The organism is Novosphingobium sp. CCH12-A3 (assembly GCF_001556015.1).
Classification (GTDB): domain Bacteria; phylum Pseudomonadota; class Alphaproteobacteria; order Sphingomonadales; family Sphingomonadaceae; genus Novosphingobium; species Novosphingobium subterraneum.
Genome location: NZ_LSIA01000121.1, coordinates 60670 through 87383, shown reverse-complemented (window position 1 = coordinate 87383; position 26714 = coordinate 60670). Strand labels below are relative to the sequence as shown.

Annotated in this window: 24 protein-coding genes; 13 read left to right on the top strand and 11 right to left on the bottom strand. The window is 65.1% G+C overall.

The window, feature by feature from the left end; all coding sequences use genetic code 11:
• Nucleotides 1–6: 6 nt before the first annotated feature.
• Nucleotides 7–1077, bottom strand: coding sequence for an LLM class flavin-dependent oxidoreductase (locus tag AX703_RS09660; RefSeq protein WP_062343798.1), 1071 nt, complete (start codon nt 1075–1077; stop codon nt 7–9).
• A 171-nt stretch (nt 1078–1248) separates the two neighbouring features.
• Nucleotides 1249–2292 carry a DUF1838 family protein gene (locus AX703_RS09655; protein ID WP_062343797.1) on the bottom strand — a complete coding sequence of 348 codons (1044 nt, stop codon included), beginning with the start codon at nt 2290–2292 and terminating at the stop codon, nt 1249–1251.
• 315 nt (nt 2293–2607) lie between these two features.
• Here AX703_RS09655 and AX703_RS09650 point away from each other — a divergent pair, with 315 nt between their 5' ends.
• From AX703_RS09650 to AX703_RS09625, 6 genes are all read left to right on the top strand, one after another.
• Nucleotides 2608–3894 (top strand): MFS transporter, encoded by a 1287-nt coding sequence (locus AX703_RS09650; RefSeq protein WP_062343796.1) that lies wholly within the window; start codon nt 2608–2610, stop codon nt 3892–3894.
• 75 nt (nt 3895–3969) lie between these two features.
• Nucleotides 3970–6201, top strand: coding sequence for a TonB-dependent receptor (locus AX703_RS09645; RefSeq protein ID WP_062343795.1), 2232 nt, complete (start codon nt 3970–3972; stop codon nt 6199–6201).
• A gap of 132 nt (nt 6202–6333) precedes the next feature.
• Nucleotides 6334–7014: an isochorismatase family protein gene (locus tag AX703_RS09640; RefSeq protein WP_156452001.1), complete on the top strand. Its 681-nt coding sequence runs from the start codon at nt 6334–6336 to the stop codon at nt 7012–7014.
• Entirely contained in the window at nt 7014–7901 is an 888-nt protein-coding gene (locus tag AX703_RS09635) for a polysaccharide deacetylase family protein (protein WP_062343794.1), read from the top strand. The genes AX703_RS09640 and AX703_RS09635 overlap by 1 nt, the downstream gene beginning before the upstream one ends.
• Nucleotides 7898–8824 carry a polysaccharide deacetylase family protein gene (locus AX703_RS09630; RefSeq protein WP_062343793.1) on the top strand — a complete coding sequence of 309 codons (927 nt, stop codon included), beginning with the start codon at nt 7898–7900 and terminating at the stop codon, nt 8822–8824. The genes AX703_RS09635 and AX703_RS09630 overlap by 4 nt, the downstream gene beginning before the upstream one ends.
• Nucleotides 8821–9834 carry an NAD(P)-dependent alcohol dehydrogenase gene (locus AX703_RS09625; RefSeq protein ID WP_062343792.1) on the top strand — a complete coding sequence of 338 codons (1014 nt, stop codon included), beginning with the start codon at nt 8821–8823 and terminating at the stop codon, nt 9832–9834. The genes AX703_RS09630 and AX703_RS09625 overlap by 4 nt, the downstream gene beginning before the upstream one ends.
• Before the next feature lie 67 nt (nt 9835–9901).
• Here the strand turns inward: AX703_RS09625 and AX703_RS09620 are convergent, their stop codons facing one another.
• Nucleotides 9902–10795, bottom strand: a complete 894-nt coding sequence (locus AX703_RS09620; protein ID WP_231735472.1) for a GntR family transcriptional regulator — start codon at nt 10793–10795, stop codon at nt 9902–9904.
• Nucleotides 10792–12069: an MFS transporter gene (locus AX703_RS09615; protein WP_231735471.1), complete on the bottom strand. Its 1278-nt coding sequence runs from the start codon at nt 12067–12069 to the stop codon at nt 10792–10794. Before AX703_RS09615 ends, AX703_RS09620 begins: the two co-directional genes overlap by 4 nt.
• A 94-nt stretch (nt 12070–12163) precedes the next feature.
• Here AX703_RS09615 and AX703_RS09610 point away from each other — a divergent pair, with 94 nt between their 5' ends.
• From AX703_RS09610 to AX703_RS09600, 3 genes are read left to right on the top strand one after another with little or no spacing between them, the layout of a single operon-like run.
• A complete protein-coding gene (locus AX703_RS09610) occupies nt 12164–13873 on the top strand; it encodes an alpha/beta fold hydrolase (RefSeq protein WP_062343791.1) in 1710 nt (569 codons plus the stop codon).
• Nucleotides 13873–15222, top strand: a complete 1350-nt coding sequence (locus AX703_RS09605) for an MFS transporter (protein WP_062343790.1) — start codon at nt 13873–13875, stop codon at nt 15220–15222. The genes AX703_RS09610 and AX703_RS09605 overlap by 1 nt, the downstream gene beginning before the upstream one ends.
• A gap of 4 nt (nt 15223–15226) precedes the next feature.
• A complete protein-coding gene (locus tag AX703_RS09600; protein WP_062343789.1) occupies nt 15227–16051 on the top strand; it encodes a cupin domain-containing protein in 825 nt (274 codons plus the stop codon).
• Nucleotides 16052–16151: 100 nt separating this feature from the next.
• Here AX703_RS09600 and AX703_RS09595 read toward each other — a convergent pair whose 3' ends face one another.
• The 7 genes from AX703_RS09595 to AX703_RS09565 are packed head-to-tail and all read right to left on the bottom strand — an operon-like array spanning nt 16152 to nt 21908.
• On the bottom strand, nt 16152–16880 hold the full coding sequence (locus tag AX703_RS09595; protein WP_062343788.1) for a hypothetical protein: 729 nt from the start codon (nt 16878–16880) through the stop codon (nt 16152–16154).
• A gap of 30 nt (nt 16881–16910) precedes the next feature.
• A complete protein-coding gene (locus tag AX703_RS09590) occupies nt 16911–17573 on the bottom strand; it encodes a hypothetical protein (RefSeq protein WP_062343787.1) in 663 nt (220 codons plus the stop codon).
• Nucleotides 17574–17577: 4 nt separating this feature from the next.
• Nucleotides 17578–18420 (bottom strand): alpha/beta fold hydrolase, encoded by an 843-nt coding sequence (locus tag AX703_RS09585; protein WP_062343786.1) that lies wholly within the window; start codon nt 18418–18420, stop codon nt 17578–17580.
• Complete coding sequence (locus AX703_RS09580; protein ID WP_062343785.1) at nt 18420–19310, bottom strand: hypothetical protein; 891 nt, start codon at nt 19308–19310, stop codon at nt 18420–18422. The genes AX703_RS09585 and AX703_RS09580 overlap by 1 nt, the downstream gene beginning before the upstream one ends.
• Before the next feature lie 57 nt (nt 19311–19367).
• Complete coding sequence (locus tag AX703_RS09575) at nt 19368–20738, bottom strand: MmgE/PrpD family protein (protein ID WP_062343784.1); 1371 nt, start codon at nt 20736–20738, stop codon at nt 19368–19370.
• A 1-nt stretch (nt 20739) separates the two neighbouring features.
• Nucleotides 20740–21561, bottom strand: a complete 822-nt coding sequence (locus AX703_RS09570; RefSeq protein ID WP_062343783.1) for an SDR family NAD(P)-dependent oxidoreductase — start codon at nt 21559–21561, stop codon at nt 20740–20742.
• On the bottom strand, nt 21558–21908 hold the full coding sequence (locus AX703_RS09565; protein WP_231735470.1) for an REDY-like protein HapK: 351 nt from the start codon (nt 21906–21908) through the stop codon (nt 21558–21560). Before AX703_RS09565 ends, AX703_RS09570 begins: the two co-directional genes overlap by 4 nt.
• A 59-nt stretch (nt 21909–21967) precedes the next feature.
• On the opposite strand from AX703_RS09565, the gene AX703_RS09560 reads away from it, so the two are divergent.
• From AX703_RS09560 to AX703_RS09545, 4 genes are all read left to right on the top strand, one after another.
• Nucleotides 21968–23206, top strand: coding sequence for a class I SAM-dependent methyltransferase (locus AX703_RS09560; protein WP_062343872.1), 1239 nt, complete (start codon nt 21968–21970; stop codon nt 23204–23206).
• Complete coding sequence (locus AX703_RS09555; RefSeq protein WP_062343782.1) at nt 23203–23562, top strand: hypothetical protein; 360 nt, start codon at nt 23203–23205, stop codon at nt 23560–23562. The genes AX703_RS09560 and AX703_RS09555 overlap by 4 nt, the downstream gene beginning before the upstream one ends.
• Nucleotides 23559–24953, top strand: a complete 1395-nt coding sequence (locus tag AX703_RS09550) for an FAD-dependent oxidoreductase (protein WP_062343781.1) — start codon at nt 23559–23561, stop codon at nt 24951–24953. The genes AX703_RS09555 and AX703_RS09550 overlap by 4 nt, the downstream gene beginning before the upstream one ends.
• Nucleotides 24954–25082: 129 nt before the next feature.
• Nucleotides 25083–26711, top strand: coding sequence for an FAD-binding oxidoreductase (locus AX703_RS09545; RefSeq protein ID WP_062343780.1), 1629 nt, complete (start codon nt 25083–25085; stop codon nt 26709–26711).
• Nucleotides 26712–26714 lie beyond the last annotated feature (3 nt).

Below are 26714 nucleotides of genomic sequence, written 5' to 3'. Positions count from 1 at the left end.
GCAAGGTCAGGCCACGGCGTCCCGCGCCGCGACTCCTGCCCGCACCAGCGGGATCAGGTCGCGGCCAATGCCGATCACGTCGCCCACCGGATCGAAGCCGCGCAGGATGAACTTGTTCACACCGGCATCGTAGTAGTCCATCAGCGCATCGGCCACTTGCGCGGGCGTGCCCACCAGCGCGCCCGAATTGCTCTGCCCGCCGCGCAGCTGGTTGATGCCGTTCCAGAAGCACTTTTCCAGACGGTCACCACGCGCCGCAAGTTCAGCCGTTCGCTTGAAGCCATCGGCCTTCACCGCCGCCGTGTTCTTGTCGAGCTTGCCGAGGTTTGCGGCGACGGTCACACGGATAGCGTCCGCCCGCGCCCACGCGGCCTCCTCGGTCTCGCCCAGCACCACGCGGATGGAACACAGGAAGTCGGGCTTGCGGCCGAACGGCGCGGCTGCCTCGCGCACCTTGCCCACCACTTCGGTCATGCCGGCGACCGTGTCGGAAAGCGTGGCGAAAGTATCGCAGTACTGGCCTGCAACTTCCAGAGCAGCGGGGCTCATGCCGCCGAAATAGACCGGCACGTCGCGGTTGGTCGGCTTGATCGCAGCAAAGCCGCCGGTGAACTTGAACCACTTGCCCTCGTGCGTGATCGGCGCCTCGCTGGTCCACATCGCGCGCAGGATCTCGATGTACTCCTTGGCCCGGTCATACCGTTCGACCTTGGTCAGGTAGTCGCCATCGGCCTGCGTTTCCTCGTCACTGGCGGCGGTGATGATGTGCACGCCCAGCCGCCCCGGCATCAGCCTATCGAGCGTCGCCAGCATGCGCGCGGCCATCGTCGGCGGAATGAAGCCGGGGCGATGGGCAAGCATGACGCCCAGCCGCGTCGTGTTGGCGGCAATCGTTGCGGCAATGGTGAAGTTGTCGGGCATGACCGCCGCATTGGCGACGAGCACCTTGTCATAGCCCCACGCGTCATGCAGCCGCGCCATCCTGACGATGCCTTCGGGGTCGAACGTCTCGAACGGCAGCGGCGCGGTCTCGCTGGAAATATTGTGGTTTATCAGTCCATTGATCTCGACAGGCATCGTGCGCTCCCAGTTTCCGGAATGCTGCAAAGTCTATGCCTGCTGGGCCTGAGACGAAGCCGCGCTACGCCGCTGTCCGCCTGTCGGAGCCTGATCGATGGTCCTGAACCGCCGACGAAAAAGCCCGCCGGAACCCTGTTCCAGCGGGCCATTCCATTTGGCGATGAGAGCTTACTCGCCGCCGCGCTGCAGCGCCTTGGCGACTGCCGGCGGCTTGGGCGGCGACCAGCCGGCCGGGACCGGGGCCGGCGTCTGTTCGCGGGCATAGTTTTCAAGGCTCGACAGCGAAGGACCATAATCCTCGGTCGGCGCATGAAGCCACTTCTCGTCCATCGCGCGAGCAGCGGCGACCAGGTCTGCCGGCAGGCCCTTCTCGCCTTCGGGGATGGTCTGGAAGTGCGTGAAGTAGTTCACGTGGCCTTCGGCCTGCCCCATCAGCATCCATGGCAGCCACGGCGTCGTGCGCGTCCATGCGCCAACGTGCGGAATGTGGGTCAGTCTCGGGTTCTCCACGTCCTCACGCTTCACCGTGAAGATGAAGTGCTCCGAAACGCGGTTCATCGGACCAGAGGATTCACGCACCCACTTTTCAGGGTTGAGCGCATTGGGATACTGCATGTCGATGTCGGTGCGCAGGATCATCGTGCCCTCGGGGCCGAATTCCCAGTCCTGCAGGAACGGCTGCCGCGGTGGCTTGTCCTTGTTCATGCCGCCGTAGGACGGCGGTTCCGGCATCCACTGGCTGATGGTGAAGTTGAACGGATCATTGGCGATCGGCACCACCTTCACCGTCTCGTCGGTGTAAGGGTTGTGCCAAGTCTTGAGGATCTCGCCCGACTGCAGATCGCGATAGAACACGACCTCGCGCAGCATGCGGCGGTATGAGCCGTCTTCCAGACGCTTGGTTCGCGTAAAGCTGAAGCCTTCGACGCCGAACAAGGCGCGGATCGGTTCATTCGGGCGCACGCCATAGGCCTTGCCCTTCAGCCAGCCGCACTTTTCCTTGGTCGGATCGATGTCGGCATCGATGCGAACGTAAGTGTCGCGGTTCCACTCGGGATCCTTGAAATCGATCTTGGTCTTGAATGCGGGGGTGAGCTTGCTCGGCCCCTTCGCGCTCTTGGCTGCAGCAGCGACAGCGGGCGACATGGCCATACCAGCTGCAAGGCCGGCAAGGCCAAGGCTTCCGCGGCGGGTGATCTTCAAATCATCCATCTAGACATCATCCAATGCTGGTGTTCACGGTAATCTGTCGTCCAGACGCGCCCCACGCTGCATCTGTCCAAGGCCATGTTGACCTGTTCCGCAGGTCTTTCGCACGGTGGTGCAGAGCGCTGTTCGCTGTGCGGATACCACGATGCCGCGCCTGCACCATTGCCTTATCGCCGAAACATCCCGCTTCTATCCTGTGGGAGCCACTGTTGCCATCTCGCGCTATCCGAAGGGCGGATGGCGTGGCAGGTCAACTGTCAAACCCGGCTGCAACCTGTTCCTCTCCAGCTTTCATGGGGAGGAGGTTGATTGCAGGACATGGACAGCACACGATCCGGACACAGCCTGGGCGAAGGCAAGGGTGAGTTTCGGCGCGGCTGGCCGATCCTGCTGGCATCGCTCCTCGGCATCGGCTGCGGCCTTGCCGCCATGCCATTCTACACGGCTGGCGTCTTTGCCCCGCACCTTGCGCGCGAGTTTGGCTGGTCGCTGGGCGAAATCATGGCTGGGCTGACCATCACCACCGTGACCGTGATCGTAGCCGCCCCTGTGGCGGGCATCCTGTGCGACAGGTACGGAACGCGGCCGGTCGCGGTTGCCTCGCTCGCCTGCTTCGGCCTTGCCTATCTGTCGCTGGCCACGCTCGGCAATTCGCTTATCCGCTTCTACGCCACCTGGATGATCGCCGCAGCGCTGGGCGCGGGCACCTTGCCAATCACTTTCACCCGGACAGTCAATCAGTGGTTCGACCACCATCGCGGGCTGGCGCTGGGCCTTGCCATGACCGGGACGGGCCTGTTCGGGGTGCTGTGCAAGCCCCTGCTCGCCTGGGTCATCGGTCTTTACGGCTGGCGCGGGGGATTTGTCGCGCTCGGGATGCTGCCGCTGCTTGTTGCAATGCCGATGGTCCTGCTGCTTTTCCGAGAACAGGCCGGCAAACCGATTGATACCGCAGCGGCAGTCGCCAAGCTCGAGCAAGCAAGCGTGCTGCCGGGCTTTACGCGGGGAGAAGCGCTGCGACACTGGCGCTTCTGGCTCATTGCCGTGATCCTCGTGCCGATTTCCTTTGCCTTGGCAGGGGCAGTCCCCAACCTTGAGCCGATCCTGCTCGATCGCGGGATCGACGCGGCCACGATCCTGACGCTCACCCCGCTTGTCGGCCTGTCCTCCATCGGCGGAAGGCTCATCGGCGGCTGGCTGCTCGATCGGTTCTGGGCGCCGGGAGTGGCCTTCGTCCTGCTGGGAATGCCGGCGGTTTCATGCCTGATCCTGGCTAACGGCCAGCTCGATCCCGGCATGGCGCGCTTTGCCATCATTCTGATCGGCTTTGCCCTCGGCATCGAATACGATGTCGTCGCCTACCTCACTTCGCGCTTCTTCGGCCTGCGCGCCTACGCCGCGATCTACAGCATGTTCTATGTCTGTTTCTCCACCGGTGCAGGGTTTGCTCCGCTGGTGTTCGGCATGATTCGCGATCGCACGCAGGACTTCGCACCGGCCTTGACGGCATCGGCGATTATTCTTCCACTTTGCGCGGCAGGCTTCCTGTTTCTCGGGCGATATCCGCAACTTACGCCCAGCAACAAAGGCGAGTCTGCTATTTGACATATGAATATATCAATATAACAATATGGGCTGGTTTGACGCGCTCCACGCGTCGCCGATCGTGAGGGATCCGACATGACCAGCCACCGTTTCCTGCTTACCTCGATGCTTGCGCCGCTTGCCCTTGCAGCCGGCACCGCCCGCGCCCAGAGCGCGCCTACGCCCGCGCCTCAGGCAGACGCCGAAGCCATCCCTGAATCGAAGGGCCTGGAAGAAATCGTCGTCACCTCGCAGCGTCGCGCCGAAAAGCTGCAGTCGGTTCCCGTCACCGTGTCGGCCTTCAACGAAAAGATGCTCGAGCGTCTGGCAGTGTCGGACACCATCAGCACCTCGAAGTTCGTGCCCGGCCTCATCTCCAACCACAACGCGGGCCTTGCCTCGGCAAATACCTACTTCCTGCGCGGCCTTGGCAACACGCAGTCGGCGCCGACCTTTGATGCGCCGGTCACCACTTACGTGGACGATGTCTACATCGCCCGCCAGAACGCCAACAACTACGCCTTCTTCGATACCGAGCGCGTCGAAATCCTGCGCGGCCCCCAGGGCACCCTGTTCGGTCGCAACACCACCGGTGGCGCCATCAACGTGATCATGCGCAAGCCTTCCGACACCGCGGGCATGAAGTTCGAGGCAACGGCCGGTTCGTTCGAGCGCTATACCGTCCGAGCAATTGCCGACCTCCCGGTTGCCGAAGGCGTGCTTACCAAGGTGTCCGGCTTCGTCGTGCGCGATCGCGGTTATCTCAAGAACATCACCACCGGCGACTGGTTGAACGGTGAGGAAAGCTATGGTGTGCGCGGCGACGTGCGCCTGTTGCCCACCGAAGCGCTGACCATCGATCTCTCGGCCGAATTCACCAGCAATTCCAGCACGTACACCGGCCTGCGCTACGTTCCGGGCGCCAGCCCTTATGTGAAGACCGCTGTTAACCGGCCTGTGTTCTATGAAAGCGCGGCTGGCCTGCCGACGGGCAACTGCGGTGACGACAACGTCACCCGCCTGCTCACCACCGAGCGCGGCAACTGCAACCTTTCGCAGACCTTCGCGATGGGCGGGAACATCAACTACGATTTCGGCGACGGCTCGCTGACCTACATCGGCGGCTACCGTCACCTCGATCAGGGCTATATCAACGAATACAACGCCTCGCAGCCCAACCGCTATGCCGGATACATCATTGCCGACAACGCCATTCACGAACAGCACAGCCACGAGCTGAAGCTGAACTATTCGTTCGGCGATCTCATCGATCTGGTCACCGGCGTGTTCTACCTGAAGGAAACGTCCAACGACCGTCAGACCAGCTTCACCGGCGGCACCACCGCGTTCCGGCCGATTCAGGACGCCATCTACAAGCACCAGGTGGAAACCGCTGCCTACTACGCGCAGGCCGATTTCCATGCCACCGACAAGCTGACCGTCACCCTTGGCGGACGCTACACGTGGGAGGAAAAGAAGCTCGCCTACACCAAGTCGACCCAGTTCCCGGCGCTCTCCTATGACAACGCGGCCGTCCTCGCGGCAGGCAATCCCCTGCAGCAGTCGGTCAAGCGCTTCACGCCGCGCATTGCCGTTGACTACAAGCTGAACCCGGACGTGATGTTGTTTGCTTCGGCCACCAACGGCTTCAAGTCCGGCGGCTGGAACGGCACGGCATCCCTGCCGCAGAACGCAGTCACCTTCCGGCCCGAGAAGACTTGGTCGTACGAAGCGGGCCTGAAGTCGGAACTGTTCGACCGCAAGCTGCGCTTCAACCTGACCGGCTACTACGCCAAGACAACCGATCTTCAGGTTACCGCCGGCGTCGCCAACTCGCTTGGCGTGATCGCCAGCCTGCCGTTCAACGCCGGCACGCTCGAAGTCTACGGCCTCGAACTGGAAACCACCGCCCAGTTCGGCAACCTCAACCTCTTCGCCAACCCTTCGTACATGCACGGGTCATACACCTACATCTCGCCACTGGCGACGACGCTGAGCACAAGGCTGACGCCGGTGCGCGTGCCGACCTTCCAGTTCAACGGCGGCGCTTCGTATGACATTCCGGCAAGCTCCCTGGGCGGTTACTTCACCCCCAGCGTGACCTGGCGCCACAACTCGCCGTACTGGGTGGCCGTGCTCAACACCACGACTGCTCCGACCGAAAACTTTGTCGATGCCGCGATTAGCTTTGCGGCCGATGACGGAAGCTACCGGATTTCGTTCGAGGTCTCGAACCTGACCGACCAGCGCACCGTGACGGCGAACTTCCTGTCGCTGTTCCCGGGCGATCCGCGCCGCTTCACCGGGCGGATCAAGTTCAAGATCTGACCGGCATGCGAATACTTGCGGCGGCAGGGCCCGTTGTCCTGCCGCCGCATGGCACCAATGCACCACAAGCCCGCAGGCGAAGCTTCGCCTGCGGGCTTTGGCGGCCAAACAAGAAGGTATGGTGGGCAAGGAATGAGCATCATCGGCACGAAGATGGTCTGCGATGGCAAGACCGCACGGCAGATCTTCGAAGAGGTCATGGCCAACCCGGCTCGAACCAAGTTCGGCATCGGCGAAAAGCTCGCCATCGTGAACGTCGATTTCCAGAACGCCTATACCCGGATCGATCGCTACAAGACCGCCTACGAAACCGATCCGCGCCAGATCGAACACACCAACACCATCTCCCGCCTCGCCCGCGCCAAGGGCATGCCGGTGATCTGGACGCACGTCGCCTATGCCGAGGACGCCAGCGATGCGGGCGTCTGGGGCACGCGCACTAACACTCCCGACAGCCTGCAGAACATCAAGTACGATTCCGACCGCCACGCCTTTGACGAGCGCTGCGAAATCGACCGTGCCGACACGATCTATACCAAGCGCATGCCCTCGGCCTTCTTCGAAACGCCGCTGCAGAGCCTGCTGGTGTGGCACAAGGTCGATACCGTGGTCGTCACCGGCGGCTCCACCTCGGGCTGCGTCCGCGCCACGGCAGTTGACAGCCTCAGCCGCGGCTATCGCACGATCGTGCCGATCGAGACCTGCGCCGACAAGCACGAGTCCTACCACTTCGCCAACCTCACCGACCTGCAATTGAAGTATGCCGATGTCGAACCGGTGCAGACCGTGATCGACTGGCTGGAGGCGCGCTGATGCGTGAAGGTGAAGCCGACCCCGGCCTCTACGACTTCTCGCCCTATCGCGGGCGAGAGGCCTTCTCATGGCCGGGCGAGAAGAAGGTCGCGGTCTGGGTCTCGCCCAACCTCGAATACTACGAGATCGATCCGCCCGCGAGCCCGCACCGCAAGTCTTGGGGCCGCCCTCACCCGGACGTGGTCGGCTATGCCCACCGCGATCACGCCAACCGCGTCGGCCACTGGCGCATGGCCGAGGTGATGAGCAAGCACGGCTTCCCCGGCTCGGTTAGCCTCTCGGTCGCGCTGTGCCAGCACCACCCCGAAGTGGTCGCCGATGCCAATGCGCGCGGCTGGGAGTTCTTCAGCCACGGCATCTATAACACCCGCTATTCCTACGGCATGGACGAGGCTCAGGAGCGCGCGATCATCGAGGATTCGATCCGCACCGTGCGCGAAGCGACGGGACAAACGATCCGCGGCTGGCTCGCCCCTGCGCTCACCCACACCCCGCGCACGCTTGACCTGATCGCCGAATACGGGCTCGATTATACCTGCGACCTCTATCACGATGATCAGCCGCAGCGGGTGAAGACCGCGAGCGGCGACCTCATCTCGATGCCCTACAGCCTCGAGGTCAACGACCACTACGGCTTCTTCATCTACAACATGAGCCCGCGCGAATACGCCCGCACGCTGATCCGCCAGTTCGAACGTCTGGCCGACGAGCCCTCGGGCACGGTCATGTGCATCCCGCTCCATTCCTACTTGATCGGCCAGCCACACCGCATGGGCGCGTTCGAGGAAGTGCTGCGCCACATCGCCGCCGATGGCCGCGCCTGGATCACCCGCTCGGGCGATATCGCCGACGCATGGCGCGCCGTTCACGCCGGAGACGAAGCATGAGCCTCGATCCCGCCTATCTCGAGTATCCGCGCCGCCGCGCAGGCTACGATCACGATCTCTATGCATATTCGGCCATGCCCACCCGCAAGCCGATCACATGGCCCGGCGGCAAGGGCGTGGCGACGTGGATCGTGGTCAGCCTCGAATGGTTCCCGATCACGCCTTCGGACACGCCGTTCCGCGCACCCGGCCACATGCAGACGGCCTACCCGGACTACCGCCACTACACCGCCCGCGAATACGGCACGCGCATCGGCTTCTACCGCCTGCTCGATGCCTTCGCCAAGGCGGGCGTGCAGGTTTCTGTCGCGGCGAACGGCGCCATCGCGCAGCGCTATCCTTCGGTGATCCGCGACATCGTGGACGCAGGGCACGAGATCATCGCCCACTCCACCGACATGAATGGCACCATCGCCTCGACCCTCCCCGTCGATGCAGAGCGCGCCCTGATTCACGACAGCATCGCGGCCTTGTCTGACGTTGCAGGCATGGTCCCTCGCGGATGGCACTCCATTGCCCACTCGCAAAGCTTTGCCACAACCGACCTGCTGGCGGAGGCTGGGATCGAATACTGCGTTGACTGGGCAAACGACGAAGTGCCGTGGGCCTTCGCCAATGGCCTCGTCAACCTGCCGCTTAACCACGAACTGTCCGACCGGCAGATCATCAACGTGCAGCAGCAGTCGGTGGACAGCTACGCCGAACAGATCCTCGACGCGCATGACTGGCTGGCTGGCGAGGCCACGCTCGACAGTCCCGGCGGTGGCGGACGTCTCCTGCCCCTGCACCTCACGCCCTACATCATCGGCCTGCCCTACCGCATGGACGCCTTCGAGCGCCTGCTGGCCGATCTCAAAGCCCGCCCCGCCACATGGTTTGCACGGGGCTGCGATATTCTCGATTCCTGGAGGAGCCAGTCTTGAAAGCCTATCAACTCGGAGGCCAGACCGGCCTTGAATCCCTGACCCTGGTCGAGCGCGACATGCCCGTCGCTGGCCCCGGCGAGGCGGTACTCAAGGTGAAGTACGTCTGCCTCAACAACCGCGACCTGCAGATTCTTGAAGGCCGCTATGGCGCGAAGAAGGCGGAAGACCGCATCCCCTTTTCCGAAGGCTTGGGCGAAGTCGTCTCGCTCGGCGAAGGTGCAAGCGGCATCGCAGTGGGTGACCGCGCGATCCTCGCCCACTTCGTCTCGTGGATCGATGGCCCGTTCGAAATGCGTTATTTCGGCGCTGACCTTGGCACCACGCTCGATGGCTGGATGGCCGAATATGTGAAGGTCCCCGCTGCCGCGCTGGTGAAAGTGCCAAGCAGCCTTTCCGACGAAGCCGCTGCCCCGCTCGCCGCGGCCTCGCTCACGGCATGGCATGCCGTCGTCGAAGTCGGTCAGGTTCGCGCCGGCGATCTCGTCGTCGCGCTCGGCACCGGTGGCGTCGCCATGGCCGCGCTGCAGATCGCCAAGGCCAACGGCGCGTTCGTCGCGATCACCTCGTCCAGCGACGAGAAGCTGGAGCAGGCCCGCAAGCTCGGCGCCGACTACACCGTGAACTATGCCACGCACCCCGATTGGGCCGCCGAACTGCAGCGCCAGACCGGCGGGCGCGGCGCGGACATCGTCGTCGAAACCGGCGGCCAGCACACCTTGCCCCAGTCGATCAACGCCTGCGCGGTCAACGCCCGCGTGGTCATCATCGGCGTCGGTTCAGCCGATGGCCCGCTGCCGAACTACGGCGGCATCATCGGCAAGAACATCACGCTCAAGGGCATTGCCGAAGGCAGCCGCGCGATGCTCGCCCGCATGGTCCGCGCAATGGAAGCCACCGGCTTCGCCCCCGTGGTCGACCGCGTGTTCAGCTTCGACGAAGCGGTTGCCGCCTGCCAGTACCTCAAGTCCGGCGCGCACCTCGGCAAGGTGCTGATCAAGGCCAGCTGATCGGCTAACGCTGATCGGTAAAAGGGGCCGCCTCAGCGCGGCCCCGAATTTCACGCCGCAGTAGGCCTCACGCCGCAGTAGGATTGTGCAAGTCCATCCGGATGTGGAACCGGTCCGAGCGGTAATGCGCGTAAGTGCGCAGGAACGGCACGTTGTTGCGATCATAGACCGTGCGGGTAATCCGCAGGATCGCCGACATCGGTTCGACGTGGAGCGTTTCCACCAGCGACGGATCGGCCAGCATCGCGCCGATGGTCTGCTCGGCACGCTCGGCATGGAATCCCGCCTCGTCCAGCAGCTTGATCAGCGGCGCGCGCGGCAGGGTCTTTTCCGAAATCACATCGGCCAGTTCGCCCCGCACGTAGCTGACGATATAGCCGATGGGGATACCCTCGAGGCAGCGCACGCGCACGGCGCGGATCACTTCGGAGCCTTCCTCGATCTTCAGCGCATTGGCGATGATGTCGGTGGCGGCGCGGCGCTCGACCGAGACGACGTTGACCGTCGTCCCCTCGCCCAGCGCCATCAGGCTGTCGACCGCCTGATCGATGTTGGCTTCAAGCGGCTTGGCCGGTGACTTGAAGATCACCCGCGTGCCCAGCCGCCGCCGCCGCTCGACATAGTGCTGGTCGGCCAGATCGTTCAGCACGCGCCGCGCGGTGATGCGCGATACGTCGTAGTGGGCCGACAATTCCTGCTCGGTGGGCAGGACGCTGCCAAAGGGCCGCTGACCGGAAAGGATCTCGTCGCGCAGGCTCAGGTAGATCTGGTGGTAGAGCGGCACTGCGCCTTGGCGATCGAGCACTATCCCTCCCCCGCTGGCGGCACGCGTCGCGAAGGCGACTGTCCGTTGGTCGGATAAACCGCTCTTCGGAGGTCGCCCCCGCTTAGTCAAGTCGCTGGCAATGTCCGCCTCGCCCAGAACATAGCCGATCCCTGCGGACTCGATCAGCTTGCTCACGCTGCCTCCCGCGCCCAATCGGGGTATCGGCCCAGCGCCAGCAGCGAAACGCTGCCCACGATCAGGCAGCCGACGCCCGAAAGCAGCGCCAAGTCGTACCGCCCGGTCGCATCGAACACGCGGCCATAGACGATCGGCCCCATCCCCCCGCCGAACGCGATCACCGTGAAGAACGTGCCGTAGATCAGGCCATAGGCGCGCCGTCCGAAATAGCGGGCGATGAGATAGGCCAGCAGGTCGAACTCGAAGCCTGCACCCAGCCCCAGCGTAATCACAGCAATCGCCGCATGGCCGGAATCCAGTTCGGGCCGTGACAACATGAAGCTGCCGATCATCGGCATGACCAGGATCGCCAGCGCGCAGGCCGGTGCCCAGAACCGATCGAGCAGGAAGCCGCCAACGATGCGCCCGGCAATCACCGAAAGGCCGAAGCCCGCGGTGATGGTGCCGATCTGCGACAGGGTAAACTTCTGCGTCCTCAGGATATTTTCAAGGTTCGGCGTCGGTGCCGTCAGCGCAAAGGCGATCAGCAGGAACGCGAAGGTCATGATCCAGAACCGCCGGTCGCGCAGCGCTTCACGCAAGGTCAGCCCCGCTTCGACGACGGGTTCGGCGGCGAGCCCCGTGTCCTTGCGGGCGGCGTCCAGCCGCTCCCGGAAGAACATGGCCACTATCGGCAGACCGATCACGATCGGCAGCGCGCCGATCACGAAAAACGCCGCGCGCCGGCCGTAATTGCCGATCAACCACGCCGAGAAGGGCTTGATCAGGAAGCCGGTGATGCCCGTGCCGGTGCTGGCAATGCCGATGGCAAGGCCGCGCTGCTTTTCGAACCAGCCGTTGACGGTGTGCATCCAGGTGGCGGTGAGCGTCCCCGCCCCCAGCGTCGACATCAGCACCCACTGGCCATAATAGACCCAGATGTTCCCGCCGCTCAGCCCCAGGCTCATGTAGGTCAGCCCGAACAGCAGCAGCGAGATCATCGCCACCGGCTTTGCCCCGTAGCGATCGACCGCAAATCCCGCGACTGGCCCCGTGCCCATGACCACCACCGATTGAACGGTGATCGATCCCATCAGCGCGGCAAAGCTCCAGCCGAATTCGCGCTGCAGTTCGGGCGCGAACATACCGATGGTGTAGAACGGCAAGGGGCTGAGGCCCATCGCCAGGCCGACCATCGACGCCGCGACGACAACCCAGCCCGCCGAACTGTCCCTTGGCGGCAGCGGCGCCGTGGCTTGGGCAATCATCTGGCGGTCAGTTGCGGCGGCCATCGCGGTTCCTGTGTGGCGATTGTTCAGAAGGCTGGACAAGAATCGGATGATGGCACATCAATGGTCATATTCATATATCAATTAGGTGGGATCAGTGAGCGCATCGGCTGCAGGCGAGAACGTGACCATCCGGCGGGGCTATGTCAGCGTTGCTGTTTCCCCGGGGAAACATCTGATGGTCCACTATCGGGCCGCCGGGGCCGGCCCCGCAGTGGTCCTGCTGCATGATTCCCCACGCTCGTCGCGGCTGCATGCGCCCTTGATGAAGCTGCTCGCCAGCCGGTTTTCCGTCTTCGCGCTGGATACGCCGGGCTATGGCAACTCCGATCCGCTGCCTTTCGCCAACCCAACCATACCCAACTTTGCCGAAGCTCTCGGGGCGACGCTCGACGCCATGGGCCTTGCGCAAGCGCCGATCTACGCTACGCACACCAGCGCCAAGATCGCGCTGGCGCTGGCGGTTCGCGGCGGCAGGATGCCGCAGCTGGTGCTGGATGGGTTGTCGATCCCCGATCAGCCCGCCGATGACGCCTTCATCACCGCCTACATGCGCCCCTTCGCGCCCGAGGCCACCGGCGCCTGGCTGGCGGCGGAATGGAGCCGCACGCGCGACATGCTGCGCTGGTTTCCGTGGTTCGCGGTCGATGCCGGACACCGCATTTCGATGGAGCCGCCTTCGCCCGAATGGCTGGAAGACTATGGCATAGACCTGTTCAGCGCCGGACCGCACTATGCCGACGCCTATACCGCGGCAATGCGCTGGAGCCCGCTGGAAGACCTGCTTGCAGTGAAGGTGCCGACGCTGGTGGGCGCGCGCAGCGATGACGTGCTCTACCCCCATCTCGCCAAGGTCCCGACAGACCGCAATCCCGCGCTCTCGATCCAGCGCCTTGGCGCAGACCGGACGGCTTGGGCCGAATGGATCGCCTCGACGCTGGAGGGATGCGCCAAGGCCGAGCGGCAGCCGGGTGCCGGTGCGGCTGAGGGTTCGCGGGGATACCTCGATCTGGACCACCGCCAGTTGCACTGGACCCGGCATTCCGGCCCCGGACACCAAAGGCCGCTGGTGATCCTTTCGGCACCCTCGACGCTCGAGGCGCACCACTGGGCAAGCGTCATGGCGCCTTCACGGGCGGTACTGGTCCCGGACCTGCCCGGCTTCGGTGACTCCGATCCCCTGCCCGATAACGCAGCCGATGCCGATGCCATCGCCGATGCCCTGGCCGCGCTCATCGCTGACGGTGCGGGCGCTGGTTGCGACGTGATGGCGCTCGGCCTTGCCTCGCCCATCGCGGCACGCCTTTCAGCGCGGCGCCCTGATCTGGTGGTGTCACTCGTCATCTGGGGCGCGCCCGCGCTTTCGGCGCAAGACCCGGCGCTCGCTCCCGCTATCGCATTCGACCCGCTGGCCGGATCGCACCTCCACCAGTTCTGGCACATGCTGCGCGATGGCGCCGTGCAATGGCCATGGCACGATGCCCGACCCTCCGCCGCACGCGACGCGGCAATTCCGGATGCCGACGATCTCCACCGTGCGCTGACCGGTTTGCTCAAGCAGCGGACAAACTACGGACAGGCGATTGCCGCTGCCATGGCGGCCAACCAGCCTGACGATTGGCAGCGCGTGGAGGTGCCGGTGGTCGTGGGAAATGATCCGGCGATGGCAACCTCTGCTTCCCTGATCGCGCTGCTGGCCCAAGCGACGGCCTTCATGGTCCCGCAAGACCCTGTCCGGGTTCCCGAAGCGCTCAACCGCGCTCTCGACGAAGCGGGCAGAAACGCGAAGGTAAAGGCGAAGACTTGATGTCCGATGCGACCACGGCCCCGTTTCCCGCTTCCGCCCACGCCCCATGGCCGAAACGGTCCTACGCCTGGTACGTCCTTTCGCTGCTGACGCTGGCCTATGCGCTGGCAATCCTTGACCGGGTTTCGATCGCCCTGCTGATCGAACCGCTGAAAGCCGCGCTGGCGATCAACGATACGCAGTTCGGCCTGCTGCAGGGCATGGCGTTCAGCGTGGTCTATTCGGTGCTGGGCCTGCCGCTGGGCATGCTGTCGGACCGGCGGCGGCGCGTGACGCTGCTGTTCGGCGGGTTGATGCTGTGGAGCGCGGCCACGATCGGCTGCTCGCTCGCCAGCAACTTCCACGAACTGTTCATCGCGCGAATGCTGGTGGGCGTGGGCGAAGCGGCGCTGGTCCCGGTCGCCACCTCGCTGATCGCCGACTATTTCGAGCCCGACATTCGCCCCAAGGCCTATGGCGTGTTCGTCACCGGCAGCTCGCTCGGCACTGCGGCGGCAATGGCGCTGGGCGGGTTGTTCCTCGATTGGGCCGACGGGCTGATCGGCGGATTTCCGGGCCTGTTCGGGGCGATGCAGCCGTGGCAGGTGGTGTTCGTGCTGTGCGGCGCGCCGGGGCTGCTGCTGGCGCTCGTCCTCCTGCTGACGGCTCGTGAACCGGCGCGCCAAGGCGGCACGACGGCAACCCCCTCGCTCAGCCTCAAGCCGCTGATCCGCCTGTTCATCGACCGTCCCGGCGCGTTCGGCCTGTTCATGCTTGGCTCGGTGCTGAACCTCGTCTGCGTCTATGCCATCGTCGGCTGGTTCCCTGCCCTGTTCATCCGCGCCCACGGCTGGACCGCGGCCGAGACGGGCAAGATCCTTGGGGCTGTCGGGCTGCCGCTCTCGATCTTCGCGGCGGTCAACAGCGGCTGGGTCATCGCCTGGCTCAAGGCGCGGGGCCATGCCGATGCGCCGATCCTGTGCGCGATGGGCTGTTCGGCTTCGCTGGTGGTGTTCGGGACGCTGGCGTGCGTTGCGCCCACCGGCAATCTTGCGCTGCTCGGCTATGCGCTCAACGCGCTGTTCCTCAACTGGAACACTTCGGCCGTCTACAGCGGCTTCGCGCAGATCACGCCCAACGCCTTGCGCGCGCAGATGATGGCGCTGCAGACGATCGCTTCGGGGCTGGTCGCGCTGACGGCGGGCAACTTCATCGTCGGTTTCCTGTCCGACACGGTGTTCACCTCTCCCGCCGGGATTTCGCGGTCATTGGGCAGCGTGTTCTTCGGCTGCGGGCTGACGGCGTTCCTGATCCTCCTGGCCAGCCGCCGCAGCTTCCGCGCCGCAGCCGCCGCCCACGAAGCGGGCTGAGGCGATGGCCCGGCCCCACATCGAATTCATCCACGCCCAGAACGTCGGGTGGACAAGGCGAGCTGACGGTGCCGAGGAAAAGGTTCTCAATGCCGACCCGCTGAGCGACGAGGCGACGCTGATCGTGCGCTATCCGGCGGGCTTTTCCGCCGCGGCCAATCCTGACGATGCGGGAGCGGAAGAGTTCTTCGTTCTCGACGGCGCGATCACCATCGACGGGGTGGAGCGCGGCTATCACGCTTACGGCTTCCTGCCGCAAGGCGCTGGCCTAGGCAGGCGTTCGACGTCCGAGGGCGCGGTGCTGCTGGTGTTCCGCCATGCTTCAGGCGATCCGAACGGCATGGCGGGCAGCGCCGAGACGATTGCGCTCGATACCCCGGCGATGCCGTGGGACGTATCGACCTATGACCCGAAGCTTGCCCACCTGCGGCTGGCGCGCAAGGTCCTGCGCCTTGGCCCCAACGACAGCGGGCGGACTTTCCTGCTGACCGGCATGGCCCACGGCGTGCCCGCCCAAGCCACGATGCTCCCGGCGGAAACGCACGACCACGCCGAGGAGATGTTCATGCTGCAAGGCGCGATGTGGGCGCCGGAAGGGCAGATGGGCACCGGCGCCTACTTCTATCGCCCGCCCGGCATCCTGCATGGCCCGCATGTCTCCGAAACGGGCTTCGTGCAGATCATGCGCTCGCCCGGCGCCAATGCCATCGTCACCAAGTGGAGCGACGAACTGCGCCCGCTCCCCATCGGCGCGGCCTATGCTCCGGTACTGCCGGAAGGCACGCCCACCGCATGGGCGCGTCCGCTGAAGCTGCAGGACGCCTGGTAACAGCCGCAAATAAAAGGCGGCACCCGCATCGCGAGATGCAGGTGCCGCAAGGCCGGGACCGGCCGGGTGACCGGTTCCGACAGGGAGGTTAGATCACTTTCTAGCGCTTCAGTTCGACCAGTTCGTACCAGGTCTGCATGTAGCCACCGACGCCGCCCTGGACGAAGATCGAGTCATCGTCGGCCGTCACCCACATGCGATAGGCGGGGTGCGCCTCACCGCCGATGGAGATCATGCTGGCGTCCTCGTCCGAGAATTCGAAGACGTGGCAGTCGAAGGTGCCGGCAGCGACCGTCACCGTCTCGTCGCCGACATAGGCAAGGTTGATGGCCGTGCGCGAGATCAGCGGCGGGGTGGCGCCGCGATGGTCGGGCGATGGCAGGAAGCAGGGGAACTTGCGCTTGTGCGGGCCCTTGCCGCGATCCATCTTGCGGGTGATGTAGGCATCAGCCACGATCGGGTGCGTGCCGAAGCCATCGAACGGCGCATCGATCTGCACGGTCTGCGAAATGCGGCCGATGGACGGGCCATAGCTTTCGCACTCGACCGTGTCCTTGTTGATGATGAACAGGCCTGCGCCCATGAACTCGTCGCCGATCACCAGGCGGACGAAGCAGTCCATCGGGCGGTCGTTCTCATCGAGGCTGTAGACGATGTCGCGATGGACGGTCGGTGCCGGCTCGTCGATCTCGCAGCGGGCGCGCAGGGTGCGCTTGCCATCGCTGTGGTGCGTCCAGGTGAACTCCTCGCACCCGCGCTCTTCACCTTCGCGGCCCGGTTTGCGTGAGGTGTACTGGATCTTGCCGGAAATGGTCCGATGCTTCTGCAATGGAAGTCTCCCTTGAAATGATGGATCCGGTCAGACCGGCGTGGCGATGCCGAGGAAGCAGGCGATGAGCACCACCACCCACAGCACCATCACGGTGGGCTGGGTGATGGCGATGACGCCCTTGATGGTGCGGTCACCCTCAGGCGTCGGGCCGTTTTCGCGCAGGGCGATGATAGCCGGGAACAGCGGCACCAGCTGGCGGCGGACCAGCAGGCCGATGGAAATGCAAGTGGCGAGCGCCAGCAGCTTGAGCGAGATGAACAGCGGCAGCGTGATCGCCCCGGAAAGCCCTGCCACGCCACTGCCGATCAGACCCGCCAGCACGACATAGCGCACCGCGATGTCGACGCGCTTGTGTCCGGCGCCGGCAGGCCCGTGGTTGAGGTGGACGGTCCACGCCAATGCCAGCCAGGCAAGGCCCAGCACCCACACGAGGAGCGCGGCAGAGACCGGAACGTCGATCCAGCCCTTGGCCACGGCCAGCCCGAACCCGGTCGGGAAGGCGAGGATCAGCGTGGTGCGCGGCGCCATGTCGATGTTGTTGAGGATCTTCAGCGCCATCATGCGTTCCGGCACGGAACGGGCCGGATCGATCATGAAGCGCGAGCCGTAGAACGCGCCAAGATCGCCGCCGAGCCAGTAGATCGGGATCAGCAGGTGCAGCAGCGTCAGCAGGGAAAGGCCGGTATCCATGGGTTCAGGCCCTCTTGCCGAAGAAGCTGTCCATCGCGGCCTTGCGCGATGATCGGAAATCCGCCGCATCGAGACGCGGCAATTCCGCGAAGCTGCCGTCCTTGAGCAGCTTTTCCAGTGCGACGCTGGAATCGTAGAGCGGATCGTTGATCGCAGCCGTCACCAGCGTGGGGCATTTCAGTAGCGGCATCCGCTCGTCCGCGGGCCACTTGAACGCGGCGCGGTAATTGAGGTGGTAGGTGGTGGCCGCCTTCATCACTTCGGTGATCCAGGCGTGAAGGTCGGCCGCGCTGCCAAGGCCGCCGTCGCGCCGTCCGGCGCGGGTGCGGTTGTACCACGGGAAGAACATGTACTGATCGCGGCAGAACTGGAACAGGCGCATCAGGTAGGCGCCTTCAAGATCCGGTTCGAAGGGGAAGGCGTAGCGTGCGAGCACGTCGGCCAGTTCCTCGCCCTGCATCAGGCTCACGCCATCGAGGACGAGCGCGGAGACGCGATCCGGCGCGAGGATGGCGAGTTCGGTGCCGATGGCCGCGCCGGTGTGCGAACCATAGACGCGCACTTTCTCAAGCCCGATGGCATCGATAAACGCCAGCGCCGCAGCAGCGAGTTCGGGAATGGTCGGCTCCTGATCGGACAGGGCATCGCTGTCACCATTGCCGGGCGTATCGGGGGCGATAACGCGCGCCTCGCCGGCAAAGTCCTCGATCGTGCGGACCTGCTGGCGCGAGCTGCCGGGCGAGGCGTGGAGGATCAGCAGCGGCTCGCCACTGTCGCCAGCATGGCGGTAATGCATCTGGCCATGCGGCAGATCGACGAACCCGCGCTTGATCGGCGTTGCGGCCATCAGATCTCTCCGCCTTCGACGATCTCGAGCAGCGCGCCTTCGGGGGTTACCAGCACGCCGGTGCGGCGGCCGCCATAGACGGCGCCTTCGCGCGCGACCGGGGCGCTGGCCCAGTGGCCTCCGAGGCGATCGAAATCGGGATAGAGCATGGTGGTGATCGCCACGCCCGGCGGCAGCGCGCCTTCGTGGCGCGGGCGTTCGGTGGCGGCTTCGGGGTACTGGTCAAGCTCGAGGAAGACCTGGCCCGCCCCGCGGGCGGTGGTCAGTTCGGTCTTGGCCGTTTCCGGCAGGCCGAACGCCTTTTCGATCATCGAATAGCGGATCGCCACCGGATCGATCATCGGCAGGCCAAGCACGTCCTTCACCCATTGCGCCGTCTTGCGCAGATCCGGGCAGGCGAGGACCATGATGAAAGGCCGGTCGACCAGCGATTGCGGTTGCGGCAGGCCAGTGCCTTCGCCCGGCTGCAGGATTTCCGTCAAGTAGACGGTTTCAAGATCGGCACCGCGCACCTGCATCGGCTTGACCGTGGCAAAGCCGTCCAGTGGCTTGGGCGGGCCGATGACCTCGAACGGGCTTTGCAGCATCCTTTCGTTCACCGCTTCGACATCGGTGACGCACAGTTCGATGGCGGCCCAGCCATAAGTGCGGATCGGCAGGTAATCCGGCACCGGATCGCCTTCGACGAAGCGCAGGAACACTTGCGTGCCCGAAGCCGGTTGCAGCACGGCATAGCGCTTGCCTGCGCTGGCCGGCGCTGCCCACGCTGCGGCAAGATCGGCAGGCACTTCGCCTTGTTCGACCCTGCGGTATTCCATCCACTGTTCATAGCGGGCGATGGCATCATCGAGATTGCCGACAACGTGCGTGGCGCACTTCAATAAGGTCATGGTGATTCCCCGCTTCGTGCGATTTAATTGATATAGATATAATACATTTTCAAGCGCTTATGACAGCACGCCGCTGCGGACGAGCCCCGCAAGCGCGTCGCTTTCCTGCGCAAGTCCGGAGACTGCCTGCGCCAGCGCATCTTGTGCATCGCCAAGGCCAGCAAATTCAAGGCATCCCAGCGCCTTGGCGGCATGCTGCTGCTCGGTCAGCGGCCATTGCGGGGAGCCGAGCTGCGCGGCTACGGCGTGGGTCAGCTCCTGCCCGTCAATGGCGCGGGCCACGGCGCACGCGGGCACGAAGGCGGCGAGATCGGGGTTGCCATCGTTGATGACGGTGATGCGCCTGGCCAGCGCCAGAACCTCTCTGTCGTCCAGCGCCTCGCGGCTGAAATCGGCCAGCGTCACCGTTCCGCGCAGCAGCGTGACCGCCATGAGATACTGCATGCACAGCCGCGCATAACCGGGTTCCATGCCTTCATGCGCCGGACGGCCGACGAGGCGATGGATCAGCGGCGGTGCGTGATATTCGAGGGCTTCGAGATTGGCGGCGGACAGTCCCTGCCGCTCACGCAACTGCTGCATCGCGACGATACCGCCGTGCCCTGCCCGGCCGGTGGGGAACGGCTTCCAGCTGACTTCGGTAATGCGGTGACCATGGCCCAGCCGCGCCAGCGCAGGTGCCAGTGACTCGCGCACTTCCAGCAGCGCGAAGTAGCCGAAGGGGCCGTCGATGGGCCGGGTGACGCCGGGCATCCCGCCGCGGGCAAGGTCGATGGCGACAAGACTGCCGCGCGCGGCATTGGCGACCTGCACCGGCAGCGCGGGCTTGCCTTCGAGATGCGCCTGCATCGTCCCCGAAACCAGCGCCAGCGCGTGCCCGAAAGCATCGAGCGCCTGTTCGCGCGGCATCTGGCGCAGTGAGGCAATCGCTGCAACGCAACCGAAGATGCCTGCGGTGGCGGGGCGGAAGAACTTCAGCGCATCGGGCGCGGCAAGGCCGAGCGTTACCGCTACGTCCACACCTGCGACTATCGCGGTCAGGAAGCGTTCGCCGTCGACCGCTTCACCGCGCGCCAGCTCTGCCAGCAGCGCGGCGAGGACCGTGGCCATCGGGTGCAGCACAGCCGGTTCGTGGACGCAGTCGTACTCTTGCCCGTGGATCTGGAAGGCATTGACGAAGGCCGCCGAAGGCGCGGGCAGGCGCAGGCCCGGTCGGCCCAGCACGCCTGCCACCTCGCTCGCGCCCCAGCCCTGCACCATCGCCAGCACCGCATCGGCATGCGCGGCATTGCGCCCCGCCACACCGACAGCGAGCGAATCGTGCAGGAAAGTCCTGGCGCGGCTGCGCGTCCCTTCGGGCAGGTCTGCCCAGCGCAGCGACAGCGCGTGATCGATTAGGACATGCGCCGGATTTGCGGCCGCTGGCATATCAGTGCGGCTCCTCGCCGCCGGACACGTTCATGCTTTCACCCGTGATGTACGACGCCTCTGCCGAGCACAGGAAAGCGACGGCATTGGCGGTATCCTCGGGCAGGCCGGGCCGGCCCAGCGGAATGCGCGCCGCCATGTTCTTGAGATACTGTTCGACGCTGATGCCCTGCACGGCGGCGAAGTGTTCGTTCTGCCACTTGCCGAGGCCGGTCGTCACATGGTTCGGGCAGACGTTGTTGACGGTGATGCCGTGCGCGCCCAGCTCGATCGAGGCCGAGCGCACCAGCCCGACAAGGCCATGCTTGGACGCGGTATAGGCCTGTGCGTGCATGAAGCCAGACTTCGCGGCCTGGCTGGCGATGTTGACGATGCGCCCGCCCTTGCCTTGCGCGATCATCACCTCTGCCGCAGCCTGCAGGCCGAACCATGCGCCGGTCAGGTTCACGTCGATCACTGCGCGCCAGTCGTCAGCCGAGACCTCACCCAGCGGCTTCATGATGTAGCCGATGCCGGCGTTGTTCACCCAGATATCGAGCGAACCGTGCGCGGCGACCGCGTGAGCGGCCAGCGCGCGCACCTGATCGGGATCGCGCACGTCGCAGGAGAACGTCGAGGCAGAGCCCGGCATCGATTCGGCCACCTCGCGCATCTCTGCCTCGGCGCCGATCATGGCATCGGGAGTCGCCGAATCGCGCGATCCGCCGATGTCGGCGATGACCACAGTGGCACCTTCTTCCGAAAGGCGGCGCGCTATCGCCTCACCCAGGCCCTGCTTTCGGCCCGATCCGGTGATGACCGCGACTTTGCCCGCGAACTTCACGCCGTCACCTCTTGGGTGGTGAGGAACGTGACTTCGACCATGTTGTTGAAAGCGGCAGCCACTTCGCCCATCGCGACGGTCGACACGTCCTTTTCGAACTGGGCCATGTCAGCGATATCAAGCACTTCGATATAGCCGAACGGCGGCTTGGCATCGCTGCCCATCACGCCGGTGGTGCGGAACACGCGGAAGCCGGCGATCGAAGGAAGCGCGTTGACCGTGGGCAGATCGGTGCTGCGCGCCCAGGCCAGATAGTCCTCTTCGGAAACGCCCGGCTTCAGGTTGAAAACGGCAAAAATGTGCATCGTCGGTCCTCGCTTTGTCGCCTGCCGGTCAGTTCCCTTCATGAACCTTGCAACGGCGCTTACGTCAATATAGCATATGAATATAACAAATGAGGAAGGCCGTGAGTTCTTCAGAAAAACCCTCCGCTCCCGTCCCGAACGACCCTAGCGCCGGTTACGACGGGCCTCCCGATTATCGCGTCATTGGCCGCCACGCGGTTTTCCCGCAGACCAGCCATGACGAGATCGAGCGGATCAACTTCCTCGCGCAGATGAACCGCCACCTTGCCGCGAGGGTGGTGCCGGGGGTGAAGGCCGCGTTCGATGCGCGGGTCGTCCCCGCGTTCGAGGCGCAGCATGGCCGGGCGATGGCAGACCGGCACGAGGCGCGTCGCGCCCTGCTTGAAGACCCTGCTTTCCAGACATGGTCTGCCCTGCGGCGCATGACGATGGAACAGCGCCAGCAGGCCGGGCGCTGGACCGCGCTGCGCCAGCGCGAGCGGCTGAATGCCGTCACGGCAGAGCTGACCGAAGGCGATCCGCGCCTCTCGCTCGATCCGTCGCTACCGATCCCGCGCTATGTCTCGGCGGTGGATCACCACTGCATGCCCGGCAGCTACCACACCGAATATTTCCCCGATGATGCGGTGAACGGCGCGAACTACGATCACGCCGGGTTCGTCACCACCGGGGGCTTGCTCGGCAAGTATTCCGATGGCGGCGGCCATGCCGTGGTCAAGTGGGTCAGGCGCAACCTGCCCGATTTCAAGCCGCGCAAGATCCTCGAGATCGGCGGCACGGTCGGCCATTCCTCGCTGCCCTTGGCGCAGGCCTTTCCGGAGGCGGAGATGACCGTGGTCGATCTTGGCGCGCCGGTGCTGCGTTATGGCCTGGCCCGCGCCAAGTCCCTGGGCGTCGACAACATCAGCTTCGTCCAGGCCAGCGGCGAGGACCTTTCGATCTATCCGGACGCCAGCTTCGACTGGATCCAGACGACGATGTTCCTGCACGAGCTTTCGACCAAGGCCCTGCGCGCGATCTTTGCCGAGACGCGCCGGTTGCTGAAACCCGGCGGCATCGTGCTGCACGTGGAGCAGCCGCAATATGCGCCGGAAATGCCGCTGTTCGAACAGGCGATGCGCGATTGGGACGCCTTCTACAACAACGAGCCCTTCTGGAGCCGTATGCACGAGATGGACCTCGACGCCGAGATGGTCGCCGCCGGGTTCGAGCGTGACAAGCTGATCCACGGCGGGGTGACCGGCGTGGTCGATCGCGAACTCTTCCCCGATGCGGAAGAGGACGACACCGAAGACTACGGCCGCAAGGCCGCATGGCATGTGATCGGAGCCGTGGCATGAGCTTTGCCGAAGCCCTCGCCGGAGCAGGGGCCAAGCCTGCGGGCAAGCGCCCCTACTTCCTCGAACCGCAGGTCGAGCGCGTCCTCGCCATTACCATGGCCATGGCGCAGGAACTGGCCGTGGCCCGCCAGCGCAGCGATACGCTGGAGCGCCTGCTGCTGGAAAAGGGCGTGCTGACGCCGGGCGAGATCGACGCCTTCGTGCCCGATCGCGCCGCGTCGGCCGAACGCCAGATGTGGAACCAGGAGTTCATCGCCCGCATCCTGCGCATCGTGCAGCAGGAGAACGAGGCGGTAATGACGCCTGCCGAAGTCGCCTCGGGCGATGTCGGCGAAGAACTGGCGCGCGAGGCATGATGCCGGAATTCGAATACGTCATCCCGGTGCTGGTCATCGGCGGCGGTGCCTGCGGCTGCATTGCCGCGCTTTCCGCGCATCACGCCGGCGCGCAAGTGCTGCTGGTGGAGCAGGACGAACGCCCGATGGGCAGCACCGGCATGAGCCAGGGCCTGATCTGCGCTGCGGGAACCAAGGCACAGGCCGTGCTTGGCATCGAGGACAGCGCCGACACCTATTTCGCCGACATCATGGCCAAGACCCAGGGCCTGACCGATCCCGTGCTGGCGCGCGCAATCGCCAATCATGCCGGGCCGACGGTCGACTGGATGGTCGGTACGCTCGACCTGCCGTGGGAGCTCGATACGGGCTTCCGCCCTGCCTATGGCAACTCCACGTTCCGCGTCCATGGCTGGCGCGGCCATGGCGGGCAGGACATGGTGGACTTGCTCCACCGCCGACTGGACGACGCCGGGGTGGACGTGCTGCTTGGCGCGAAGCTGGTCGAAGTCCATGCGGACGAGACCGGCCGCGTGCACGGCGTCACGCTGGAACGGCCCGACGGCGCGCAGGAGCTGGTCGGCTGCGAAACGCTGATCCTTGCCTGCGGGGGCTTTGCCGCGAACCACGCGATGGTGGCACAGCACATGCCGGACGTGTCCCACGCGCGGAATAACGGCCATGAAGGCAGCCAGGGCACCGGCATTGTCGTTGGCGAAAAGCTGGGCGCGGCATTCGGCGACATGGGTGCCTATCAGGGCTACGCCATGCTTACGGAGCCGCAGGGCATTCCAGTGCCGCCGGGCGTGCCGGTCGAGGGCGGCATACTGGTGAACATCGCGGGCGAGCGCTTTACCAACGAGGTCGAGGACATTGCCGGGATGGTCCACCCGGTGCTCGCCCAGCCGGGCGATCATGTCTGGGTGGTGTTCGATGCGCGGATCGAAGCCAAGACCGACTACATCCCCGAAATGCAGCAGCTGATCGCGCTCAACGCCGCGCGCAGGGCCGATACGCCCGAGGAACTGGCCCGATTGATCGACGTGCCGGCCGAAGCTCTTGCCGCAACCCTTGCCGAGGCTCATGCGGCGCAGGCCAGCGCAAAGGCCGATGCGCAGGGCCGGGTCTGGGGGTCGGACCTGCCTCCGGTTGCGCCCTACCGCGCGGTCAAGGTTGTCGGCGCCATCTTCCACACACAGGGCGGGCTACAGATCGACGGGCAGGCGCGAGTGCTCCGTGCCGATGGCACGCCCTTGCCCAACCTGTTCGCAGGCGGCGGCGCGGCGCGGTCGGTCTCCGGCCCGGCGCACTGGGGCTATCTCCCGGCGATGGGCCTGGCGACGGCGGTGACCTTCGGACGCCTTGCCGGTCTCGGCGCAGCCGCGCTGGCCCGGCAATTGACCGATGCGTGAACATTCTGCCCGACAGTCGGATAGCCAATGCGCCGTCTGGCATCGGGCAGGCCTCATTTGACATATTTCAATAACAATTGATTGCGGCACTGGCAGACCGTGCCTCAGACCAACAGCGGAAGACCAACGATGTCAGACAGCATGACCCTCAGCCGCATTGCCACCGCCCCCGCCGACCTGCGCAGCAAACTTGAAGCGATCGTCGGTGCCGACCACGTCACTTCGGACGAGGCGACGCTGCGCCTGTTCAGCGAGGACATCTGGGCGCGCGCAGATCACGTCGTGATGCTCTCGGTCGCGCCTGCCAACACGGCAGAGCTGGCCGCAGTGGTTTCCGCTGCCAACGATGCGGGCGTGGACATTGCGCCGCGCGGCGCGGGCATGAGCTATACCAGCAGCTATACCCCTGCCACCGACAGCACGATCACGCTCGACATGCGCCGCATGGATCGCGTGCTGCGCGTCAGCCCGGAAGACATGACCGTGACGGTCGAGGCAGGCTGCACGTGGCTGGCACTCAACGAAGCGCTCAAGCCGCATGGGCTGCGCACGCCGTTCTGGGGGCCGATGTCGGGCATCTATTCGACCATCGGCGGCGGCCTCTCGCAGCTCAACGCGATGTTCGGCGCCGGTCACTATGGCACGTCGAGCGAGAGCGTGGTGGCGATCACCATGGTGCTGGCCGATGGCCGCACGCTGCGCACCGGTGCGCGCGGCCCCGATGGCGATACGCCGCACTATCGCCACTACGGGCCTGACCTTGCCGGACTGTTCATGGGCGATTCCGGCACGCTGGGCATCAAGGCCGAAATCACGCTGCGCCTGATCCGCACGCCCGCGTTCGAGGACTCGGTCTCGTTCTCGTTCAAGACCGGCGAGATCATGCTGGAAGCACTGGCCGAGATGACCCGCGCCGGAATCGCCTCTGAGACCTGCGGGTTCGACCCCGGCCTGACCAAGGTGCGCATGAAGCGCATGTCGATGGCGAGCGACGTGAAGACGCTGGGCAAGGTCATCGCCAAGGAGAAGTCCTTCGGCAAGGGCCTGCTCGCCGCGGCCAAGATCGCCATCGGCGGGCGCAACTTCATTCCCGAGGAAGAATACCCGCTGCACATCACGGCAGAGGGCCGCTGCAAGGAAGCAGTCGCTGCCGATATCGCCACCGCGCGCGAGATCGCGGCCCGCTTCGAAGGCATGGAGATCGAGAACTCGATCGCCAAGGTCATCCGCGCCATGCCCTTCCCCGCGCCGAACTCGATCCTCGGGCCAGAGGGCGAAAGCTGGGCACCGGTCCATGGCCAGGCCTCACTGTCCACCGCCGCGCCGATGTTTGCCGAAATCCGCGCCTACTTCGATTCGATGAAGGACACCTTCGACAAGCACGGCATCCACAACGGCTTCCTGTTCTCCTCGCTTTCGACCACCGCGCTGGTGATCGAGCCGGTGTTCTTCTGGCCCGAAGGCTACCGCCCGATCCACGAATCAATGGTCGAGCCGGCGCACCTCAAGAACCTCAAGCAGCTTGGTCCCAATGCCGAGGCGACTGCCATCGTCGCCGAGGCGCGCGAGCATGTGAAGGGGATCTGCAAGAAGTATGGCGCCGCGCACTTCCAGATCGGCCGCGCCTACACCGCCTATCGCGAAAGCCGGGACGAGGCGTTCAAGGACGTGCTCGATGCGGTGAAGGCCGTGGTCGATCCGCGCGGCGTGTTCAATCCGGGCTGCCTCGGTTTCCCGATCCGGGAAGGCCGGAATTGAACC

Coding starts and splice junctions, on each gene's coding strand:
- AX703_RS09550 (WP_062343781.1), top strand. CDS start 23,559: ATGATGCCGGAATTCGAATACGTCATCCCGGTGCTGGTCATCGGCGGC.
- AX703_RS09615 (WP_231735471.1), bottom strand. CDS start 12,069: ATGGCCGCCGCAACTGACCGCCAGATGATTGCCCAAGCCACGGCGCCG.
- AX703_RS09565 (WP_231735470.1), bottom strand. CDS start 21,908: ATGAAGGGAACTGACCGGCAGGCGACAAAGCGAGGACCGACGATGCAC.
- AX703_RS09600 (WP_062343789.1), top strand. CDS start 15,227: ATGGCCCGGCCCCACATCGAATTCATCCACGCCCAGAACGTCGGGTGG.
- AX703_RS09585 (WP_062343786.1), bottom strand. CDS start 18,420: ATGGCCGCAACGCCGATCAAGCGCGGGTTCGTCGATCTGCCGCATGGC.
- AX703_RS09555 (WP_062343782.1), top strand. CDS start 23,203: ATGAGCTTTGCCGAAGCCCTCGCCGGAGCAGGGGCCAAGCCTGCGGGC.
- AX703_RS09580 (WP_062343785.1), bottom strand. CDS start 19,310: ATGACCTTATTGAAGTGCGCCACGCACGTTGTCGGCAATCTCGATGAT.
- AX703_RS09605 (WP_062343790.1), top strand. CDS start 13,873: ATGTCCGATGCGACCACGGCCCCGTTTCCCGCTTCCGCCCACGCCCCA.
- AX703_RS09630 (WP_062343793.1), top strand. CDS start 7,898: ATGAGCCTCGATCCCGCCTATCTCGAGTATCCGCGCCGCCGCGCAGGC.
- AX703_RS09640 (WP_156452001.1), top strand. CDS start 6,334: ATGAGCATCATCGGCACGAAGATGGTCTGCGATGGCAAGACCGCACGG.
- AX703_RS09635 (WP_062343794.1), top strand. CDS start 7,014: ATGCGTGAAGGTGAAGCCGACCCCGGCCTCTACGACTTCTCGCCCTAT.
- AX703_RS09645 (WP_062343795.1), top strand. CDS start 3,970: ATGACCAGCCACCGTTTCCTGCTTACCTCGATGCTTGCGCCGCTTGCC.
- AX703_RS09660 (WP_062343798.1), bottom strand. CDS start 1,077: ATGCCTGTCGAGATCAATGGACTGATAAACCACAATATTTCCAGCGAG.
- AX703_RS09545 (WP_062343780.1), top strand. CDS start 25,083: ATGTCAGACAGCATGACCCTCAGCCGCATTGCCACCGCCCCCGCCGAC.
- AX703_RS09590 (WP_062343787.1), bottom strand. CDS start 17,573: ATGGATACCGGCCTTTCCCTGCTGACGCTGCTGCACCTGCTGATCCCG.
- AX703_RS09655 (WP_062343797.1), bottom strand. CDS start 2,292: ATGGATGATTTGAAGATCACCCGCCGCGGAAGCCTTGGCCTTGCCGGC.
- AX703_RS09575 (WP_062343784.1), bottom strand. CDS start 20,738: ATGCCAGCGGCCGCAAATCCGGCGCATGTCCTAATCGATCACGCGCTG.
- AX703_RS09650 (WP_062343796.1), top strand. CDS start 2,608: ATGGACAGCACACGATCCGGACACAGCCTGGGCGAAGGCAAGGGTGAG.